This window comes from Actinophytocola sediminis, from assembly GCF_054779715.1.
In genome coordinates, this window is sequence record NZ_BAAGXS010000070.1 from 60,405 (window position 1) to 79,557 (window position 19,153).

General features: G+C 74.0%; 16 protein-coding genes and 1 pseudogene. 11 read left to right on the forward strand and 6 right to left on the reverse strand.

Features of this window, described 5'->3' with window-relative positions:
- Positions 1-14 precede the first annotated feature (14 nt).
- Entirely contained in the window at positions 15-929 is a 915-nt protein-coding gene (locus tag ACYVIP_RS32880; protein WP_460403493.1) for a DNA-3-methyladenine glycosylase family protein, read from the forward strand.
- On the opposite strand, the gene ACYVIP_RS32885 is transcribed toward ACYVIP_RS32880, so the two are convergent.
- From ACYVIP_RS32885 to ACYVIP_RS32900, 4 genes are read right to left on the reverse strand one after another with little or no spacing between them, the layout of a single operon-like run.
- A complete protein-coding gene (locus ACYVIP_RS32885; RefSeq protein ID WP_460403495.1) occupies positions 914-1,507 on the reverse strand; it encodes an NUDIX hydrolase in 594 nt (197 codons plus the stop codon). The two genes, ACYVIP_RS32880 and ACYVIP_RS32885, sit on opposite strands and share 16 nt — an antisense overlap.
- Positions 1,504-2,856, reverse strand: coding sequence for a coenzyme F420-0:L-glutamate ligase (locus tag ACYVIP_RS32890; protein WP_460403497.1), 1,353 nt, complete (start codon positions 2,854-2,856; stop codon positions 1,504-1,506). Before ACYVIP_RS32890 ends, ACYVIP_RS32885 begins: the two co-directional genes overlap by 4 nt.
- The gene (cofD, locus tag ACYVIP_RS32895) at positions 2,853-3,827 is read right to left on the reverse strand and encodes a 2-phospho-L-lactate transferase (protein ID WP_460403499.1); all 975 of its coding nucleotides are present in this window, start codon (positions 3,825-3,827) and stop codon (positions 2,853-2,855) included. Before cofD ends, ACYVIP_RS32890 begins: the two co-directional genes overlap by 4 nt.
- Positions 3,828-3,850: 23 nt before the next feature.
- On the reverse strand, positions 3,851-4,627 hold the full coding sequence (locus ACYVIP_RS32900; protein WP_460403501.1) for a site-2 protease family protein: 777 nt from the start codon (positions 4,625-4,627) through the stop codon (positions 3,851-3,853).
- A 247-nt stretch (positions 4,628-4,874) separates the two neighbouring features.
- Here ACYVIP_RS32900 and ACYVIP_RS32905 point away from each other — a divergent pair, with 247 nt between their 5' ends.
- On the forward strand, positions 4,875-5,192 hold the full coding sequence (locus tag ACYVIP_RS32905; RefSeq protein ID WP_460403503.1) for a WhiB family transcriptional regulator: 318 nt from the start codon (positions 4,875-4,877) through the stop codon (positions 5,190-5,192).
- A 47-nt stretch (positions 5,193-5,239) separates the two neighbouring features.
- Entirely contained in the window at positions 5,240-8,839 is a 3,600-nt protein-coding gene (locus ACYVIP_RS32910) for a glycosyltransferase family 2 protein (RefSeq protein WP_460403505.1), read from the forward strand.
- Here ACYVIP_RS32910 and ACYVIP_RS32915 read toward each other — a convergent pair.
- Entirely contained in the window at positions 8,820-9,293 is a 474-nt protein-coding gene (locus tag ACYVIP_RS32915) for a metallopeptidase family protein (protein WP_460403507.1), read from the reverse strand. The two genes, ACYVIP_RS32910 and ACYVIP_RS32915, sit on opposite strands and share 20 nt — an antisense overlap.
- 108 nt (positions 9,294-9,401) lie before the next feature.
- Between ACYVIP_RS32915 and ACYVIP_RS32920 the strand changes: the two genes are divergently transcribed.
- From ACYVIP_RS32920 to ACYVIP_RS32955, 8 genes are all read left to right on the forward strand, one after another.
- Positions 9,402-9,761, forward strand: a complete 360-nt coding sequence (locus ACYVIP_RS32920) for a DUF3499 domain-containing protein (RefSeq protein WP_460403509.1) — start codon at positions 9,402-9,404, stop codon at positions 9,759-9,761.
- 76 nt (positions 9,762-9,837) lie between these two features.
- Entirely contained in the window at positions 9,838-11,205 is a 1,368-nt protein-coding gene (locus tag ACYVIP_RS32925) for a phosphomannomutase/phosphoglucomutase (RefSeq protein ID WP_460403511.1), read from the forward strand.
- 32 nt (positions 11,206-11,237) lie between these two features.
- Positions 11,238-11,450, forward strand: coding sequence for a Trm112 family protein (locus tag ACYVIP_RS32930; RefSeq protein WP_460403513.1), 213 nt, complete (start codon positions 11,238-11,240; stop codon positions 11,448-11,450).
- Positions 11,447-12,547, forward strand: coding sequence for a hypothetical protein (locus ACYVIP_RS32935; RefSeq protein ID WP_460403515.1), 1,101 nt, complete (start codon positions 11,447-11,449; stop codon positions 12,545-12,547). Before ACYVIP_RS32930 ends, ACYVIP_RS32935 begins: the two co-directional genes overlap by 4 nt.
- The gene (gene manA, locus ACYVIP_RS32940; protein WP_460403517.1) at positions 12,547-13,794 is read left to right on the forward strand and encodes a mannose-6-phosphate isomerase, class I; all 1,248 of its coding nucleotides are present in this window, start codon (positions 12,547-12,549) and stop codon (positions 13,792-13,794) included. Before ACYVIP_RS32935 ends, manA begins: the two co-directional genes overlap by 1 nt.
- 50 nt (positions 13,795-13,844) lie before the next feature.
- Positions 13,845-14,795: a cation diffusion facilitator family transporter gene (locus ACYVIP_RS32945; protein WP_460403519.1), complete on the forward strand. Its 951-nt coding sequence runs from the start codon at positions 13,845-13,847 to the stop codon at positions 14,793-14,795.
- Between the two features lie 64 nt (positions 14,796-14,859).
- Entirely contained in the window at positions 14,860-16,353 is a 1,494-nt protein-coding gene (locus ACYVIP_RS32950; RefSeq protein WP_460403521.1) for an amino acid permease, read from the forward strand.
- Positions 16,350-17,624 (forward strand): glutamate mutase L, encoded by a 1,275-nt coding sequence (locus tag ACYVIP_RS32955; RefSeq protein ID WP_460403523.1) that lies wholly within the window; start codon positions 16,350-16,352, stop codon positions 17,622-17,624. The genes ACYVIP_RS32950 and ACYVIP_RS32955 overlap by 4 nt, the downstream gene beginning before the upstream one ends.
- Positions 17,625-17,683: 59 nt before the next feature.
- Here ACYVIP_RS32955 and ACYVIP_RS32960 read toward each other — a convergent pair.
- Positions 17,684-19,153 (reverse strand): annotated as a pseudogene (locus ACYVIP_RS32960) (hypothetical protein); the annotation flags it as partial.

Genomic DNA, 19,153 nt, shown 5'->3' on the forward strand with positions numbered 1-19,153 from the left:
TAGCGTCGGGCGCCATGAGGGCACCTTCGGCGCAGCGGGTCTTCACGCCGGACTTCCCCCTCGACCTCGCCCGCGTGCTCGGCCCGCTGCGCCGCGGCCACGCCGACCCCGCGTTCCGCCGCGACGAGGCCGGCCGGACCTGGCTGGCCGCGAACACCGCCGCCGGCTCGGGCACGCTCGCGCTGCACCGGCGGGGCGCCGAGGTCGTCGGCGAGGCGTGGGGACCGGGCGCGCCCGTGCTGCTCGACGGCCTGCCGGCGCTGGTCGGCAGCCAGGACGACGACTCCGGCTTCCGCGCCCACCACCCGCTGGTGGCCGACCTGCGCCGGCGGACACCGAGCCTGCGGCTCGGCTCGACCGGCCGGATCTGGGACCTGCTCGTGCCCTCGATCCTGGAGCAGAAGGTCACCGGTCACGAGGCCCGCCGCTCCTGGCGCGAACTGTGCCGCCGCTTCGGCGAGCCGGCCCCCGGCCCGGTGCCGGCCGGCCTGCGCGTCCCGCCGACCCCGCGCGCCGTGCTGGCGATCACCGACTGGGAGTGGCACCAGGCTGGCGTCGACCTGTCCCGCAGGCGGGCGATCGTCGCGGCCGCGCTGGCCGCCGACCGGCTGGAGCGGGCGGCGCGGCTCACCGGCCGGGCGGGCAGGGACCTGCTGCGCACGGTGCCGGGCGTCGGGTTCTGGACCGCGGCGGAGGTGGCGCAGCGGGCCTGGGGCGACGCGGACGCGATCAGCGTCGGCGACTTCCACATCCCGCGCATCGTCGGCCACGCCCTGCTCGGCCGCGACCTCGACGACGCCGGGATGCTCGAGGTGCTGGCGCCCTACGCGCCGCACCGCCACCGGGTGGTCCGCTACCTGGAGACCGCCGGCATCGCCCGGCCGCGCTTCGGCCCCCGCCTCGCCCCGCGCGACTACCGCTCGCTCTGAGCGACCGCCAGCATCTCGCCGAGGCCGTTCGCGCCGTCCTCGTCCGGCAGCGCGTCCGCCGGCCACCAGCGCAGGTCGAGCGACTCGTCGCTGCGCACCGCGCGCGCGTCGGCCGGGGCGTGCACCAGGAAGCGGACGTCGAAGTGCCGGGTCGGCACGCCGAGCGAGCAGGTGATCGGATGCACGTCGACGTGCAGCGGGACCGGGTCGATCACCAGCCCGTCGATGCCGGACTCCTCGGTCGCCTCGCGCAGCGCCGCGCCGGCCAGGGTGGTGTCGGTCGCCTCACAGTGCCCGCCAAGCTGGAGCCACGCGCCGACGCGCGGGTGCAGGGTCAGCAGGACCTGGGTGCCGGTGGCGTCCAGCACCAGCGCGGACGCGGTGAGGTGGCCGGGTTCGCAGGAGCGGGCGCAGGCGTCCGGCCGCGCGGCGAGGAACCCGAGGAACGCCTCCCGCAACGACCGCTGCCCCCGCCGACCCGGCCGCCACGCGCCCAGGGTGGCCACCGCGTCCGCGTGCACGCGGTGAAGGGTCCCTTCGCTGCGTTGGGACGAGGGCTGGGGCAGGGGGCCGGTCATCGTTGGACCAGGCGGGTGTCGGGGTCGGTGACCTGGCGGGGGGTGAGGGGGCCGTCGAGGGGATGGCCGACGGCCACCGCGCCGAGGGGTTCCCAGTCGGCTGGCAGGTCGAGCACCTCGCGCACCAGGTCGGCGCAGAACATCGTCGAGGACACCCAGCACGAGCCGATGCCCTCGGCGGCCAGTGCCACCAACAAACCCTGCACCGCGCCCCCGGCGGCGACGGTGAACATCGTCCGCTCGGCGCCCGCGCGCCGGTCGTCCGGATAGTCGTGCGCGCCGTCGAGCACCAGGAACGGCACCACGATCTCCGTTGCCCCGTAAAGAAGATCGCCACGCCGGACCCGGCGGTCGATGCGGTCTGGGGTGAAACCGTCACCGGCCAGATCGGCCCGCCACCTGGCCCGCATCTCGTCGAGTAACCGCTTGCGGCGCGCCCGGTCGGCCAGGTGCACGAACCGCACCGGCCGGGTGTGATGCGGCGCCGGGGCGGTGAGCGCGGCCGCCACCGCGCGACGCAGCGCCGCCGGGTCGACCGGGGTGTCGTCGAAGGCCCGCACCGACCGGCGCAGCAGCACCGCCTCCCGCCTGCCCTCGGCGAGCGCTTCCTCGGTGCCCAGCCGGAACAGGTCCTCCTCGACCGGGCGCACCAGCTCCCGCGCGGTCGAGGTCGACGACGGCACGGCCTGGAACCCGCGCACCACGGCCACCGGCAGCGCGCCGAGCTTGCCCTTCACCAGGTCCGCGGCGCCGGCCAGCTCGTCGGCGACGGCGATCTCGGTCACCGCCAGCTCGTTGCCCTGCCGGTCGACCTGGCCCCGGTAGCCGTGCACCACCCGCAGCCCGGACGCGCCGATCGCCACGTCGGTCTGCCCGACCCGCCACGCCCGGCCCATCGTGTCGGTGACGATCACCGCCACCTCGACCCCGAGCCGCTCACGCAGCCCGGCGCGCAGCGCGAACGCCGAGGCGTCCGGATCACTCGGCAGCAGCGCCAGCTCGTCACCGGCCACATTGGACGCGTCGACGCCGGAGGCGGCCTGCACGATGCCGAGCCGGTTCTCGGTGATCAACGTCCGCTCACGCCTGGCCAGGATCCGCGTCGACTCCTCGAACACCAGCCGCCGCCGGATCCGGTCCCGCTCGTCGGCATCGGCCGGCACCCGCACCAGCCGACCTTCCACTTTGGACACGATCTTGCTGGTGACCACCAGCACGTCCCCGGACCGCAGCCAGGGCGCCGCGCCGGCGATCGAGCCGGTCAGGTCGTCGCCCGGCCGGAACTCCGGCAGGCCGTCGACCGGCAGGATCTCGAGCCGCCCACCAGCGGCATGGTCGGCCCGGCTCACCCCGTCACTCCGGCGAGGTCGAGCGCGGCGCGCACCATGTCGGCTGTCGCGTCCACATCGGACATCAGCAGGGGCACCGCGCGCACCTCGACGCCCGGCACGGTCGCCGGGTCGCCGGTGTGCACGAGCCAGCCGTCGAGCAGGCCGTCCTCGGCCCGCGAACCGTAGTGCCGGCCGACGGCCTCGGCGGTGGTCTCGACCCCGATGGCGCGCAGGCAGGCGTCGGCCATGCCGCGCACCGGCCGGTCGTCGATGATCGGGGAGACGCCGACCACGCGCGCCTCGGTCTTGGCCAGCGCGTCGCGCACGCCGGGCACGGCCAGCACGGTGCCGACGCTGACCACCGGGTTGGACGGCGCGAGCAGCACCACGTCCGCCTCGGCGACCGCGTCCAGCAGGCCGGGGGCCGGCGTCGCCTCCTCCGCGCCGACCGGCACGATCGAGTGTGCCGGCAGCGCGGCGTGGTGGCGGATCCACCACTCCTGGAAGTGGATCGCCGTGCGCTCGTCGGCCTCCCCGTCGGGATCGTCGATCACGACATGGGTCTCGACCCGGTCGTCGGTCATCGGCAGCAGCCGCACGCCCGGTGCCCAGCGCGCGCACAGCGCCTCGGTGACCGAGGAGAGCGGGTAGCCCGCGCGCAGCATCCTGGTGCGGATCAGGTGGGTCGCGATGTCCTTGTCGCCGAGGCCGAACCAGTCCGAGCCGGCGCCGTAGGCGGCCAGCTCGTCCTTGACCGTCCAGGTCTCCTCGGTCCGGCCCCACCCACGTTCGGTGTCGATGCCCTCGCCCAGGGTGTACATGCAGGTGTCCAGGTCCGGGCAGATCCGCAGCCCGTGCAGCCAGACGTCGTCCCCGGTGTTCACCACCGCGGTGACCTCGTGGTCCGACTCCGGCAGGTCGAGCGCGCGTTTCACCCCCTGCAGGAAACGAGCGCCACCAACGCCACCGACCACGACCAGAACCTTCACGGTCGCGATCCTCGCACGCCCGCTCAGCGCCAGAAGAAGAAGGCGTACCGGCCGACGTCACCGAGGTAGATGTCACCGCCGAACAGGTCGAACACCGTGTCCGCCGCGCCCCAGAACGCGGCGCCGGCGCCCGGGATGCCGATCAGCACGGCGAACAGGACCAGCGGCGCCCACGGCCGGGCCTTGGCACCGAAGCGCTGCGCGTCGTGGGACAGATACGGCTCGATCGCGCCCCAGCCGTCAAGGCCGGGGATCGGCAGGATGTTGAGCACGAACGCCATGATCTGGAACAGCGCCAGGAACGACATCGCCCCGCCGAGGGCCACCCCCGGCTCGAACACGTCGACCGAGATGATCAGCAACACCCCCATCGCGAGGTTCGACAGCGGCCCGGCGAGCGAGACCATCGAGTCGACTCCCTTGGAGCGCAACGCGTGGTGGTTGATCCACACCGCGCCGCCCGGCAGCGGGATGCCGCCGATCGCGAGCAACAGCAACGGAAGCAGGAGGCTGAACACCGGGTCGGTGTAGCGGCGCGGGTCCAGCGTCAGGTAGCCCTTGAAGTAGACCTCGCGGTCACCGCCCCGGTAGGCCACGATCGCGTGCCCGAACTCGTGCAGACACAACGACACTCCCCAGCCGGCGAGCACGAGGAGGAACGTTCCGGCCTGGACCGCGAACCCGGGGTCCAGTTCGAAGTACGAGTCGTCCTGGCCGAAGGCGGTGATGAACCCGCCCGCGATGGCGACTGCGAGGATGGCGAGGAACACCGGCGATGGCCGGACCGCTGATCGCTGCACACCCCGAGTGTGCCAGGACCTGCGTGCCGGCCTGCCGCTCGGGCGGTCCGGGCACCCCGATTTCACCGGGTGCCGCCGCTTCCGGTGGAGCGTTTTCCGTTCGCTCCTTAGAGCATCACCCTCCTGGGTACTTCGCTTGACGCGCCGCGACTACACGGGTGTAATCACATCGATGTCATTCGTCGGTGAGAGGGCGAGTGGTGTCCGCCAACACGGGGAGCGCGAAAGGCGAGGAGGCGGACTGGCAATGACACTGGAAATCAGCGATGGGAGTCGGGTCGTGGAGTGGGGGGAGCGCCCGCAGGAGGAGCTGGGTGTTCTGGCCGAGCTCTTCGACGAGGGGGATGAGCAGGAGTGGCAGGAGCGCGCGCTGTGCGCGCAGACCGATCCTGAGGCGTTCTTCCCGGAGAAGGGTGGATCGACCAGGGAGGCCAAGCGCATCTGTCAGGGGTGTGAGGTGCGCGCCGAGTGCCTGGAGTACGCGCTGGCGCACGACGAACGGTTCGGCATCTGGGGCGGGCTGTCCGAGCGGGAGCGGCGCAAGTTGAAGAAACGCGTGATCTGAACGCGACTTTCGTGAAGCCGTAGCGCCGTTCATGGCATCTTGTGCGAATGCCACGCTACGGCTCCCGGGGTAGGACGCCGGTACTGCGCACCGCTCCGGTCCTGGCGGTACTCGTATGCCATGACGGTGCGGCGTGGCTGCCGGACGCGCTCGCAGCGCTGCGCGCGTCCACCCCTCGGCCTCGGCATGTGCTCGCCGTCGACAACGGCTCGCTCGACGACACGGCGCGGTTGCTCAGCGATGCCGCGCGGGGTGAGGACCGGGTACTCGACGGCGTGCTCACTCGGGAGCGTGGCACCGGGTTCGCCGCCGCCGTGCAGGACGCGGTGTCCGCGGCCATCGAACGGTGGGGCGACCCCGGCGGCTGGATCTGGGTACTGCACGACGACTGCGCGCCGGAGGGCGACTGCCTGGCCACTCTGCTGACCGCGGCGGACGCCTCGCCGTCGGCCGGGGTGCTCGGGCCGCTCGCGCTTGACTGGGACGACCCTCGACTCGTGGTCGAAGCCGGTCTGTCCACAGACGGCTCCGGCCACCGGCAGACCGGCATCGGACCGTCCGAATTGGACTGGAGCAGGCTCGGCCGCGACCAGCGGTACGGGCAGAGCACCGAGGTGCTCGCGGTGCCGTCGGCGGGCATGCTCGTCCGGCGCGAGCTGTGGGAGCGGCTCGGCGGCTTCGATCCGGCGATTCCCTTGCTACGCGAGGACATCGACTTCGGCTGGCGGGCCAACCGGGCGGGCGCGGTGGTGCTGTGCGTGCCGGCCGCGCGGATGCGCCATGTCCGCGCGGTGCCCGCGAGACTGCGCGGCGTGCCGGGTGGCTCGGTGCCGGCGGTGGACCGCGCGCACGGGCTGCGCGTGTTCCTGCTCAACTGCTCGCTTTTCTCTTTCCTGGTTGGCTTTCCCCGGCTGACGGTGCTGTCGTTGGTGCGCGCGTTGGGGTTCGCGATGCAACGCAGGATCGACGAGTGCCGGGCGGAGCTGCGTGCCATCGGCTACGTCTTCGGTGGCGGCGCCGGTCTGCGCGAGGGCCGGGCGCTGCGCCGGGCGACGGTCGAGGTGCGGTCGGTACGCGGGCTGTTCACCAGCAGGCTGACCCGGCTGCGCAACGGGATCCGCGCGGGCACCGCGTATCTGGTGCGCCGGCGGCTGCAGGCCGACGCGGCGCTTGGCCGGTTACCCGACACCGCCGACGGCGCGGCCGTATGGCTGCCGGCGGAGGTGGCCGGCGACCAGGTCCCGCTGCCGGTCGGCCCGCAGGCGCTGCCGGCCGGGGTCGGCGGCCGGCCCAGGCGCCCGGCGGGTCTGCGGCAGCCCGCGACGTCGGTGGCGGTCTCGCTCACGCGGCCGGATGCCGCGCCACCACTGGGATTGCGCCCGTCGCCGACGCGGCGGCCGTCGCCGGTGCCCCGGGACGGTTCCCGGCCCGCCCGGCCGGATCTGGTGCTGGTACGGGTGAACCGGGCGCGGCTGGCCCGCCAGGTGCTGCTCGCGCCGCCGGTGCTGCTGGTGATCGCGTTGCTGGCACTGGGAATCGCGCTCAACGCCGGCCGGCTCGGCGTCGGCCTTGCCGGCGGCCGGCTGCTGCCGGTGCCCGACCTCGCCGCGACCTGGTCGGCCTATCTCGGCACCTGGCATCCGGTCGCCGGGGGCACCGCCGCGCCCGCGCCCGCCGCGCTGGCCGTGCTCGGGGTGTTCGGCGCGGTGTTCGCCCCGTTCGGTGGCGGGCCGGCGGTCGCGGTCGCGGTGGTGCTGTTGGGCAGCCTGCCGCTGGCCGGGCTGCTGGCCTACGTGGCGACCAGGCGGATGCCGGTACACCGGTGGGTGCGCGCGCTGGTCGCGGCGGCCTACGCGCTGCTGCCGCCGGCGACCGCGGCGGTCGCGCAGGGCAGGCTGGACGTGGTCGTGGTGCACGTGCTGCTGCCGCCGGTCACCGCCGGGATCGTCGCGCTGCTCGGCCGGGCGCGGACCGACTCGACGCGGTGGTTGTCGGTGGCCTCGGCCTCGGCGTTCGGCCTGGCGATCCTCGGGGCGTTCGCGCCGCTGGTGCACCTGTTGCTGGTCGGCTACGCGCTGGCGGGGTTCGTGGTGGTGCCCGGCAGGCGGGGCACCGGCCGGCGGCGGGTCGCGGCGCTGTTCGTGGTGGTGCTGATGCCGTTGGCGTTGCTGCTGCCGTGGCCGGCGGTGCTGATCCAGCATCCCGGGGTGGTGCTGCACGGGGTCGGCGCGTTCCTGGCGAGCGAGCCGGTCGAGACGGTGCGGCTGATCGGGCTGTGGCCGGGCGGGGCGGGGGCGCTGCCCTGGGTCGGCCTGCTGGTCGTGGTGGGCACACTGGTCGCGCTGGTGGTGCGGCCGAGGCGCGCGGCGTTGGCCGGGCTGGCGCTGGCCGCGCTCGGCGGGCTGGCGGTGGCGTTGGTGGTCCGGTTCCCGGCGCCGCCGTTGACCGGTGGCCCGGCGGTGACCGGGTGGACCGGCGCCGGCCTGCTGGTCGTGGGCTGGGGACTGCTGCTCGCGCTGCTCGGCACCTGCCACGCGGGCGGACGCCGCCACCGCGCCACGGCGCCTGGCGACGCGGACGACAGCCGGGCTGGCGACAGGACTGGCGACGCGGACGGTGCCGGAGATGGCGACAGGGCTCGCGACAGTGATGGCGACACGGACGGCGGCACCGTTGGCGCCGCGGCTGGCACCGCAGGTGGCGGCGGGAACATCAGCGCGAATGGCAGTAGGGACGGCGGCACCGACCCGGCCACCGCACGTGCGTCGGCCGGCACCCGGACGCGGGCGTCTGCCGGTAAGCAGGCCGTCGGCCCTCGGGTCGCCGCGTTGCTCGGGGTGGTCGGCATCGCCGTCCTGGCCACCGCGGCGTTCACCGCGCGGGGCGGGCCACTCGGCGACACCGGCGGCCCCGCGCTGCCCTCCTCGCTGCGCCACGAACTCGCCGAGACCGGCCGCGCCGTGCTGGTCCTCCCCCAGAACCCCGCCGACCCGCCCCGGATGACCGCGGGCCGCATGCCGGCCTACGGCGACGACGACCTGCCCCCGGTCAACGCCGCCACCCACCTCACCCGGCTCGCCGAAGGCCTGGCCACCGCCGAGCGGGTGCCGGACACCGTCGCCGCAGCCGCGGCCGCCGGGGTGCTGTTCGTCGTGGCCCCCGACGACCGCGCCCGGGACCTGATCACCGAGGCCGCCGGTGACCTGGTCGCCGGCGCGCCGCCGACCACCGACGGCCGGCCGGTGCTGCGCCTGCAGCTGGCCGCCGGCCAGGTCACCCTGCTGTCCCCGGAACAGGCCCGGCGCGCCGTCACCGCCAGCCCGCCCCCGGCCGAGCTCGGCGCCCCGGGCATCGTCCCGGTCGACGCCACGCCCCCGGCGGTCGCGGTGCGGGTGTCCGACGGGCCGAGCGGCCGGCTACTGGTCATCGCCGCGGCCGACGAGCCGGGCTGGCAGGCCACTGTGGACGGCCGGCAGGTGCCGGTGGTCCGCGCCTGGGGTCACCTGGTCGGCGTGCCGATCGGCACCCGCGCCGCCGACGTCCGGGTCGAGCAGCCGACCGCGTTACGCAGCGTGCTGCTGCTCGTCCAGGCGGCGATGGTGCTGTTCGTCGTGCTGACCGCGATCCCTAGCCGTCGCCCTCGATGACGCCGGGGTCCAGGTCAAGGTAGTTCGCCACCTGCTCCACCAGCACGTGGTGCACCAGGTCGGCCAGGTCGGCGCCGTCGCGGGCGCGGGCCTCCAGCGGCCGGCGGAACAGCACGATCCTGGCCTTGGTCGGCATCCCCCGCCGGTCAACCCCGGCGGGCACCAGCCGGGCAAGTGGCACCCCGCCGTCGGCGAGCACCCCCTCCGGCGGGCGCTCCCCGGTGCGCACGTCGGGCACGTCGTCCACGGCGATGTCCAGCTCGGTCAGCTCGGTGCGCCACCGGGCCTCGATCGGCTCCAGCGCGGCCAGCACGAGCGCGTCGAACCGCTCCGCGCGGGTCGAGGCGGCCGGCAGCGTGGACGGGTACAACGAGCCGCGCAGCCCGCGACCGTGGCGGTCGCGATTGGGCCGTCTGCGGTTGCGGTTGGCCCGGTAGCCGCGAGTGGTGGACACCACCCCGAGGGTACTGGGACGCCAACCGGGGGGCACCGACGGCGCGTCTGGACAATCCTCGGTGTGGCTCCCCGCCCGACAGGCTCAGAAGCGCTATCGTCCTCATTCGTGCGAAGCGTGCGGAAGTGTTCGCGGACCGGGTGCGCCAACCCGGCGGTGGCGACGCTGACCTACGCCTACGCCGACTCGACCGCGGTCGTCGGCCCGCTCGCCACCTACTCCGAGCCGCACAGCTACGACCTCTGCGAGGAACACGCGCTGCGGCTGACCGTCCCCCGCGGCTGGGAGGTCGTGCGGCACGACGGCGAGTTCGCCGCCCCGCAACCCAGCGCCGACGACCTGACCGCGCTGGCCGAGGCCGTGCGCGAGGCCGGCCGCCCCGACCGGCCGATCGAGCAGCCGGAACCGGCCACCGGCGCCGGCCGGCGCGGGCACCTGCGGGTTCTGCCCAACCCCGTCGTCGAGTAGTACCCCGACCCACCCGGGCCTGATGGCCCCGCCGGTAGGCTCGAACCAAATCCGCTGACCTCATCGGGGAGCACTGGTGCGTGACCTGTCCGGCGTCTTCAAGGCCTACGACATCCGCGGCATCGTGGGTGAACAGCTCGACGCCGACGTGGTCGGCGACATCGGCGCGGCGTTCGCCAGGCAGGTCCGCGACGGCGCGGACGCCAGGGACGCGATCGTCATCGGGCACGACATGCGCGCCTCCTCCCCCGAACTGGCCAACGCCTTCGCCGACGGCGCCCGCCAGGCCGGTGTCGACGTCATCCTGATCGGCCTGGCCAGCACCGACATGCTCTACTACGCCTCGGGCAGCCTCGACCTGCCGGGCGCGATGTTCACCGCGAGCCACAACCCGGCCAAGTACAACGGCATCAAGCTCTGCCGCGCCGGCGCCGCCCCGGTCGGCCAGGACACCGGCCTCACCGAGATCCAGCGGGAGGTCGAGGCGCAGGCCCCGCGCCACACCGGCGACCGGACGGGCACGCTGGCCACCCGCGACCTGCTCCGCGACTACGTCAGCTACCTGCACGGGCTGGTCGACCTGTCCACCTCGCGCCCGCTCAAGGTCGTGGTCGACGCCGGCAACGGGATGGGCGGGCACACCGTGCCGGCCGTGTTCGCCGGCCTGCCGATCGAGGTCGTGCCGATGTACTTCGAGCTCGACGGCACCTTCCCCAACCACGAGGCCAACCCGCTTGACCCGAAGAACATCGTCGACCTGCGGGCCAGGGTGCGCGAGGTCGGCGCGGACGCCGGTTTGGCCTTCGACGGCGACGCCGACCGCTGCTTCGTGGTCGACGAGCGGGGCGAGCCGGTCCCGCCGAGCGCGATCACCGCGCTGGTCGCGGTCCGCGAGCTGGTCAAGGACCCCGGCGGCACGGTCATCCACAACCTGATCACGTCCAAGGCGGTGCCCGAGATCGTCGCCGAGCACGGCGGCAAGCCGGTGCGCACCCGCGTCGGACACTCGTTCATCAAGGCCGAGATGGCCACCACCGGCGCGATCTTCGGCGGCGAGCACTCCGCGCACTACTACTTCCGCGACTTCTGGAAGGCCGACACCGGCATGCTGGCCGCGATGCACGTGCTCGCGGCGCTCGGCGAGCAGGACGGCCCGCTGTCCGACCTGACCTCCGGCTACAGCCGCTACGCCGCCTCCGGCGAGATCAACTCGACGGTCGCGGACCAGGCGGGCCGGCTGGCCGCGGTGGCGTCCGCGTTCACCGCGCGCGACGGCGTGCACACCGACGAGCTCGACGGGCTGACCGTGGAGCTGCCAGACGGCGGCTGGTTCAATCTCCGGCCGTCGAACACCGAGCCGCTGCTGCGCCTGAACGTCGAGGCGGCGGACGAACCGGCGGTGGCCGCGCTGCGCGACGAGGTGCTCGCCATCATCCGTGCGTGAGTCCGCGCCCGAGGAAGTGAAGGAGCCACGTCATGGCTGTTGCCCTGGACCCGAAGCTGCTGGAGATCCTGGCCTGCCCGTCAGATGACCACGCGCCGCTGACGGTCGGCACCCCGGCCGACCCGGACGCCGAGGTGCTGACCTGCACCTCGTGCGGGCGCCGGTTCCCGGTCGAGGACGGCATCCCGGTGCTGCTGCTCGACGAGGCCATCGAGCCCCCGGACGCCGCGTCCGGGCCGTCGTGACCGCCGTCGACGACAGCCTCCTCGACGATCTGGACCGGATCGTCGAGGTGGACGTCGACGGCTTACTCCACGCCGCGGCGATGGCCGGCGCCCAGCTGCGGGCGACCGTCGAGGGCGCGCGCGAGGCGGGCCTCGATCGCTACGCCGGCTCGACGCCGAGGGCGCTGGTGCTGATCACCCGCCCCGGGCTGAGCCCGGTGGTCGCCAAACTGCTCATGACCCTGCTCGGCCGCGCGTGCCCGGTGCCGGTCGTGGTCACCGACACCGCGCCGCCGTGGCTCGGCCCGCTGGACATGGTCGTCGCGCACACCGACGACCCCGGCGACACCGAACTCGCCGAGTCGGTCGACCGGGCCTGCCGCTTCGGCGCGGGCGTGGTGCTGACCGCGCCCGAGGACGGCCCGGTGGCCGCGGCCACCGCCGGCCGGGCGGTGCTGATCACCCCCCGCGTGCACGTGCCGCCCGGGCTCGGCTTCGCCCGCGCGCTGGCCGGCGGCCTGATCACCGCGACCACGCTCAACCTGCTGCGCACCGACCTCGGCCTGGTCGCCGACGAGCTGGACCGCGAGGCCGAGCGCGACCACCTGCAGCACGAGACGTTCGTCAACCCGGCCAAGACGCTCGCGCTGCGCCTGGCCGAGCGCACGCCGCTGCTGTGGGGCCTGGACGACGTGGCCACGGCCGTCGGCGCGGTGGCCGCGCAGGCCATCGCCACGCACACCGACCTGGTCTGCGACGTCGCCGCCTACCCGCAGGCCGCGAGCCGCACCGCGCTGCACCGGGCGGCCACCCGCGCCTCGGCCGGCGCGGACATCTTCGCCGACCCGGACGACCTCGACCCGGCGCAGGTCTCGCCGCTGCGGGTGTTCCTGCTGGCGGTGTCGGCCACCCCGGCCGACCCGGCGCGGCGCCTGGCCACCGACACCTTCCCGGCCGCCGACCTGCTCGCGCCCGCCGAGGAGATCACCGCCGACGAGACCGCCCGCGCCGCGGTACTCGCGCTGCGCTTCCAGCTCGGCGCGCTCTATCTCGGACTCGCCGCCGGGACGACCGGCGGCTCGCCCTTCTACACCCCGGCCCGGCCCAGGGAGCACTAGTGCACCTGCTGCGGAATCGCGTTCGGCCCTATGCCTGGGGGTCGCGCACCACGATCGCGTCGTTGCTCGGCCGGGCGGTCCCGGCCCCGCATCCGGAGGCGGAGCTGTGGCTCGGCGCGCACCCCGGCGACCCGTCCTCGGTGCTGCACGAGGACGGCACCGAGCGGTCGCTGATCGACCTGCTCGCCGGCGACCCGGCCGGCCAGCTCGGCCCGTCGGTGGCCGCGCGCTGGAGCGAGCGGCTGCCGTTCCTGCTCAAGGTGCTCGCCGCCGAGGAGCCGCTGTCGCTGCAGGCGCACCCGTCGGCCGGCCAGGCCGCCGAGGGCTGGGCGCGCGAGGAGCACGCCGACATCCCGCGCGAGGCCGGCAACCGCAACTACCCCGACCCGACCGCCAAGCCGGAGCTGGTGTGCGCGCTCACCGAGTTCCACGCGCTGGCCGGGTTCCGCGAGCCGCACCGGACCGTCGAGCTGCTGCGCGCCATCCAGACTCCCGCGCTGGTGCCCTATGTCGATCTGCTTGCCGGCGAGCCGAACCAGGAGGGCCTGCGGGCGCTGTTCACCACCTGGATCACGCTGCCGCAGCCGACGATCGACGCGCTGGTGCCCGACCTGTTGGACAGCTGCGTGCTGCACGTCAAGGAGCACGGCGAGTTCGAGCTGGAGTGCCGCACGGTGCTCGAGCTCGGCGAGCGCTACCCCGGCGACTCCGGCGTGCTGGCCGCGCTGCTGCTCAACCGGCTGGTGCTCGCGCCGGGCGAGGCGATCTTCCTGCCCGCCGGCAACCTGCACACCTACCTGCACGGCACCGCCGTCGAGGTGCTGGCCAACTCGGACAACGTGCTGCGCGGCGGCCTGACGCCCAAGCACGTGGACGTGCCGGAGTTGTTGCGGGTACTGGACTTCGGCTACGGCGACATGGGGGTGACCACCGGCGAGCCGATCGGTCCGCGCCGGGTCTACCGCACCGCGGCGCCGGAGTTCGAGCTGTCCAGGATCGAGTGGGCCGCCGACGAGCCGCGCGCGGAGGTCAAGCTCGAGGGCGGCCTGCCGCGGATCATGATCTGCGTCGACGGCGGGGTCCGCGCGAGCGCGGTCAGCGGTCAGGTGATGGAGTTCTCCCGCGGCGAGTCGATCTGGTTACCGGCCGCCGATCCCGACGTCGTGCTGACCCCGTTGACCGCGCACCGGGTGCGGGTGTTCGCCGCGACGGTGGGTACCGAGACGGCCCGCGTGGCGAGTCTCTAGGCTCTCGCTCGTTCGGTTTGCGACAAATCAGACTCGGGTAGGGAGTAGCCGTGGCTGCAGGGGGCGGAACCAAGGCGATCTTGGCAGCGTTGTTCGCGAATGCCGGGATCGCGGTCGCGAAGTTCGTCGGCTTCCTGATCACCGGGTCGTCGTCGATGTTGGCCGAGTCGGTGCACTCGGTCGCGGACACCTCCAACCAGGGTCTGCTGCTGCTCGGCCAGAAGACCGCGCGGCGCGCGGCGACCAGGGAACACCCCTTCGGCTTCGGCCGGGACCGGTACTTCTACTCGTTCATCGTCGCGCTGATGCTGTTCACCCTCGGCTCGGCGTTCGCGATCTACGAGGCGATCCACAAGCTGCAGCACCCGGAGGACCTCAACGCGCCGATGGTCGCGGTCGTCATCCTGGTGGTCGCGATCGTGTTGGAGACCTTCAGCTTCCGCACCGCGATCGTCGAGTCCCGCAAGGTCAAGGGCGACGTGTCCTGGTGGGGGTTCATCCGCCAGTCCCGCAGCCCGGAGCTGCCGGTGGTGCTGCTCGAGGACGCGGGCGCGCTGTTCGGCCTGGTGTTCGCGCTGTTCGGCGTCGGCCTCGCGGTGATCACCGGCGACGCGATGTGGGACGGCATCGGCACGCTGATGATCGGCATCCTGCTCGGCATCATCGCGATCATCCTGATCATCGAGATGAAGAGCCTGCTGATCGGCGAGGGCGCGACGCCCAAGGAGTTCGACGCGATCAACGCGGCCGTTGTCGGCGGCAGGGTGCGCCGGCTGATCCACATCCGCACCCAGTACGTCGGCCCGGACGAGCTGTTGGTGGCCGCCAAGATCGCGCTCGAGCCCGGTCTGCCGCTGTCCGAGGTGGCCGTCGAGATCGACGCGGCCGAGGTGCGGATCCGCGCCGCGGTGGCCTCGGCGCGGCTGATCTACCTCGAGCCGGACCTGGAGCGCGAGTCGGCCGAGCCGACGCCGGAGCCGATCGCGCCCGACAGCGACTGAGGCGTTCGTCATGCGCCGGCCGCCGCACCGTCAGACGATGGGCTGACACGGTGAGGAGGCCAGCGTGCCCGGTAGCGGTCTGTGGCGAACGAAGTCGGTCGAGCAGAGCATCAGGGACACCGACGAACCGGGGTCGCGACTACGCCGGGACCTGAGTGCCTGGGACCTGACGGTGTTCGGCGTCGCGGTGGTCATCGGCGCCGGCATCTTCACGCTGACCGCGCGCACCGCGGGCGACCTGGCCGGGCCGTCGGTGTCGATCGCGTTCGTGCTGGCCGCGATCGCGTGTGGGCTGGCCGCGTTGTGCTACGCGGAGTTCGCCTCGACGGTGCCGGTCGCCGGCAGCGCGTACACGTTCTCCTACGCCACCTTCGGCGAGTTCCTGGCCTGGATCATCGGCTGGGATCTGGTGCTGGAGTTCGCGGTCGGCTCGGCCGCGGTGGCCACCGGGTGGTCGGAGTACCTGCAGACGGTGCTCGGCTACCTGTTCGGCGACGGCGTGCTGACCACGTTCGAGCTCGGTGGGCTCACCGTGAACTGGGGCGCGCTGCTGCTGATCATCGTGCTGACGGTGGTGCTGGCGGCCGGCACGAAGCTCTCGTCGCGGGTCAGCATGGTGATCACCGCGGTCAAGGTCGGCATCGTGCTGTTCGTGATCTTCTTCGGGCTGTCGTTCGTGCGGGCGGAGAACTACCGGCCGTTCGTGCCGCCGGGCGAGTCGTCGGCCTCGGCGGCCACCGGGGTCGACCAGACGGTGTTCTCCTGGCTTGCCGGCGGCGAGAGCAGCGCGTTCGGCGTGTTCGGGCTGCTGGCCGCGGCGTCGCTGGTGTTCTTCGCGTTCATCGGCTTCGACGTGGTGGCGACCACCGCGGAGGAGACCAGGAACCCGGCGAAGGCGGTGCCACGGGGCATCCTCGGGTCGCTGGTGATCGTGACGGTGCTCTACGTCGCGGTGTCGCTGGTGGTCACCGGCATGGTCAAGTACAGCGACCTGGCCTCGGTCGGCGACGAGCGCAGGACCCTGGCCACGGCCTTCGCGCTCAACGACGTCGACTGGGCGGCGAACGTGATCTCCGTCGGCGCGCTGGCCGGTCTGACGACCGTGGTGATGGTGCTGATGCTCGGCCAGATCCGGGTGCTGTTCGCGATGTCCCGCGACGGGCTGTTGCCCCGAGGGCTCGCGCGCACCAGCGACCGCGGCACCCCGGTGCGCGCGACCATCGTGGTCGGCGGGCTGGTCGCGGCGGTGGCGACGTTCTTCCCGGCCGGCAAGCTGGAGGAGATGGTGAACGTGGGCACGCTGTTCGCGTTCATCCTGGTGTCCGGCGGGGTCATGGTGTTGCGCCGGACCCATCCCGACCTGCCGCGCGGGTTCCGGGTGCCGGCGCTGCCGGTGGTCGGGGTGGCGGCGATCCTCGCCTGCCTGTGGCTGATGCTGAACCTGACCGTGCTGACCTGGCTGCGGTTCTTCGTGTGGATGGCGCTCGGCGTGGTGGTCTACTTCGCCTACAGCCGGCGGCACTCGCTGCTTGGCAGGCGTGTCTACGATGATCGGTGACCTTTCTCTGCCTTGACGTCGGCTCGACGTGGACCAAGGGCGTGCTGGTCTCGGCGCACGGCACGGTGCTCGGCGCGACCCAGCACCGGACGACGCCGCCCGAGGTGCTCGACGGGGTGGCGGCCGTGGTCGACGCGCTGGCCGCCGGGGACGCGCGGCCGCTGGCGTGTTCCTCGGCCGGTGGCGGGCTGCGGCTCGCGGTCGTCGGCCAGGAGCGGCTGATCAGTGTCGAGGCCGGCTACCGGGTGGCGTTGTCGGCCGGCGCGAAGGTGGTGCACGTGGCCGCCGGGCCGCTCGCCCCGGCCGATGTGCGGACGCTGCGCGCGGCCGCGCCGGACGTGCTGCTGCTCGTCGGCGGCACCGACGGCGGCGACGAGAAAGTCCTGCTGCACAACGCCGAACGGCTGGCCAGGGCCAGGGTGGCGGTGCCGATCGTGCTCGCCGGCAACGTCGTGGCCAGGCCGGCCGCGTTGGCGGCGCTGGCCGGCCGGCGGGTGGTGGCGACCGCGAACGTGCTCCCCGATGTCGGCGAGCTGGCCCCCGAGCCGGCGCGGGTCGCGATCCGGGAGGTGTTCCTGCGGCACGTGATCGGCGGCAAGGGCCTGTCCCGTGGGCCGAGGTTCCGCCGGCTGGTGCGCACGGTCACGCCGGACGCGGTGCTGTCCGCGGTGACCCACCTCGCCGGCGCCGACCAGCCGGGCGCGGTGCTCGTGGTGGACGTCGGCGGCGCGACGACCGACGTGTACTCCGCGGTGTCCACAGTGGAGGAACCGGTGGCCGCGGTCGCGCTGCCGCCAGGCCGGCGCACGGTCGAGGGTGATCTCGGGTTGCGGGTCAGCGCGCCGACGGTGGTCGCCGAGGCGGTGGCCGAGCGGCTGCCGCACGCGGGCGAGTTGGCCGAGGCGGCCGAGTTCCGGCACGACCACGTCGACCTGGTGCCGGCCACCGCCGAGGAGTCCGAAGTGGACATTCGGCTGGCTGAGCTGGCGGTGATCCTGGCCGTGCGCCGGCACCTGCGCATGGTCGACGGCCACCTCGGCCCGCACGGCGCCGGCCGGCTGGTGCTCTCCGGCGGAGTCTTCCGGCACGCCACCGACCTGTCCGGTTTCGAAGCCGGCATCCGCACCGCCCTCGGCCAGCTCCTGCGCGACACCGAGATCGTCGTCGACCGCACCGGCCTCCTCGGCCCCGCCGGCCTCCTGGTCCAAACAGGCCACCCCACCCCCGCCACCACCCTCCTCGAGTCGCTGACGCCTCGGCCACCGCAGTGAAGGGTCCCTTCGCTGCACCGGACGCAGCGAAGGTACCCTTCGCTGCGGGTCGGACGGGACTAGCGGGGTGCCGGGAGGAGGGCTTCGAAGGCGCCGACGGTGGGTTCGGCGGGGTCCAGGCCGGCGGCCATGGCCACGGCGCGGTCCCACTCCGGGTCGGCCGAGTAGTTCGCGTGCCGTTGCACTCCCGGGGTCCAGCGGCGGCCGGGCACCGGGCCGATCGCGGGGTCGGGCAGCCAGTGGTCCGCGCCGAGCACCAGCGCGCCGTGGGGTGAGCGGACCGCCGCCGGCAGCGGCCCGGTCGTGCCGTCGGGGCGCAGGCCCATGCCGAGCAGACACTGGTCGTAGACCTGCTGGTCCCAGGTGGTCACCGCGCCGCCGAGCGGATCGGTGCCCCGGCACAGCGCCCGCCAGCGGGTACCCAGCTCACCGGCGAGCCCGGCCAGCGCGGCGGGCGGCAGCACCGACGGGAACGCCCTGGCATAGGCCCACCGCAACGGCGAGCCGACCGTCACCACGCCGACCCGCCTGCGCTCCGGCTCGTTGAGCGAGTTCAGCAGCCGCGCCGCGGCCACCGCGACCAGCAGGCTGCCGTGGCTGTCCCCGGCCAGCACCACCCGGGTCCCCGGCTCGCGCAGGTGCGCCACCGTGCGCGCGGCCAGCTCGGGCGCCACCTTCATCGCGTAGCACGGCGGCACGATCGGATGCGCCTCGCGCGGCCAGAACGCCGCGAGGTCGGCCAGCACCCCGAGCTGCCGCCCGGCCTTTGGCTCGCGCGCCGCGTTGTACACCGCCCGCAGCAGCGCCCCGGCCAGCACCCCCAGCGCCAGCACCCCCAGCCCGGACAGCGGCTCGGTCCACGACGGCAGCGCCGCCCCGGTCAACCGGTACCCGATCGCCACCGCCGCGCCAGCGCACAACACCCCGGTGGTGGCCAGCACGACATGGTGGGTGTGCCGGCGCCGCCAGGCCGCCGACCGCCAGGCCCGCGCGGCCGCCGGCAGGTCACCCTCGTTGTCCTGGTGCAGCAGCCGCACGGTCGCCTCGTCCTCGGTGAACCGCCCGGCCAGCAGCCGGGTCACCGTGTACCAGGCCACCCCGGCCCCGCCGAGGGCGACGACCAGCCCGATGGCCGCGCCAGCGCCCCACAGCAGCGTGACCGACTCGTACCCGCTCGGCACCTGGAAGCCGATCAGCCGCTGGACCGCGACCGCCAGGCCCGCGCCGAACCCGCCGCCGAGCAACGCCGCCAGCGCCAACACCGGCGCCGCCATCCACCCGCCCGCCCACGGCCGCGACGACCTCGGCAGCCCACGCCACTCGACCCTGGCGATCCGCGCGGCCGGCACCAGCAGCACCCCGAGCAACACCACGATCACGATCAGGGCGGCGGCCACCGCCGCCACCGTCGCGTCCGTGCCCGGCAGCGCGACCGGCAGCGGCTGCCCGACCGCCGCCGACGCGGCCACCAGCGCGGCCCCGACCCCCAACAGCACCCGCCTGGTCCACGGGCCGAGCGCCGCCCGCAG

Coding starts and splice junctions, on each gene's coding strand:
- ACYVIP_RS32880 (WP_460403493.1), top strand. CDS start 15: ATGAGGGCACCTTCGGCGCAGCGGGTCTTCACGCCGGACTTCCCCCTC.
- ACYVIP_RS32885 (WP_460403495.1), bottom strand. CDS start 1,507: ATGACCGGCCCCCTGCCCCAGCCCTCGTCCCAACGCAGCGAAGGGACC.
- ACYVIP_RS32905 (WP_460403503.1), top strand. CDS start 4,875: ATGACACTGGAAATCAGCGATGGGAGTCGGGTCGTGGAGTGGGGGGAG.
- ACYVIP_RS32910 (WP_460403505.1), top strand. CDS start 5,240: ATGCCACGCTACGGCTCCCGGGGTAGGACGCCGGTACTGCGCACCGCT.
- ACYVIP_RS32930 (WP_460403513.1), top strand. CDS start 11,238: ATGGCTGTTGCCCTGGACCCGAAGCTGCTGGAGATCCTGGCCTGCCCG.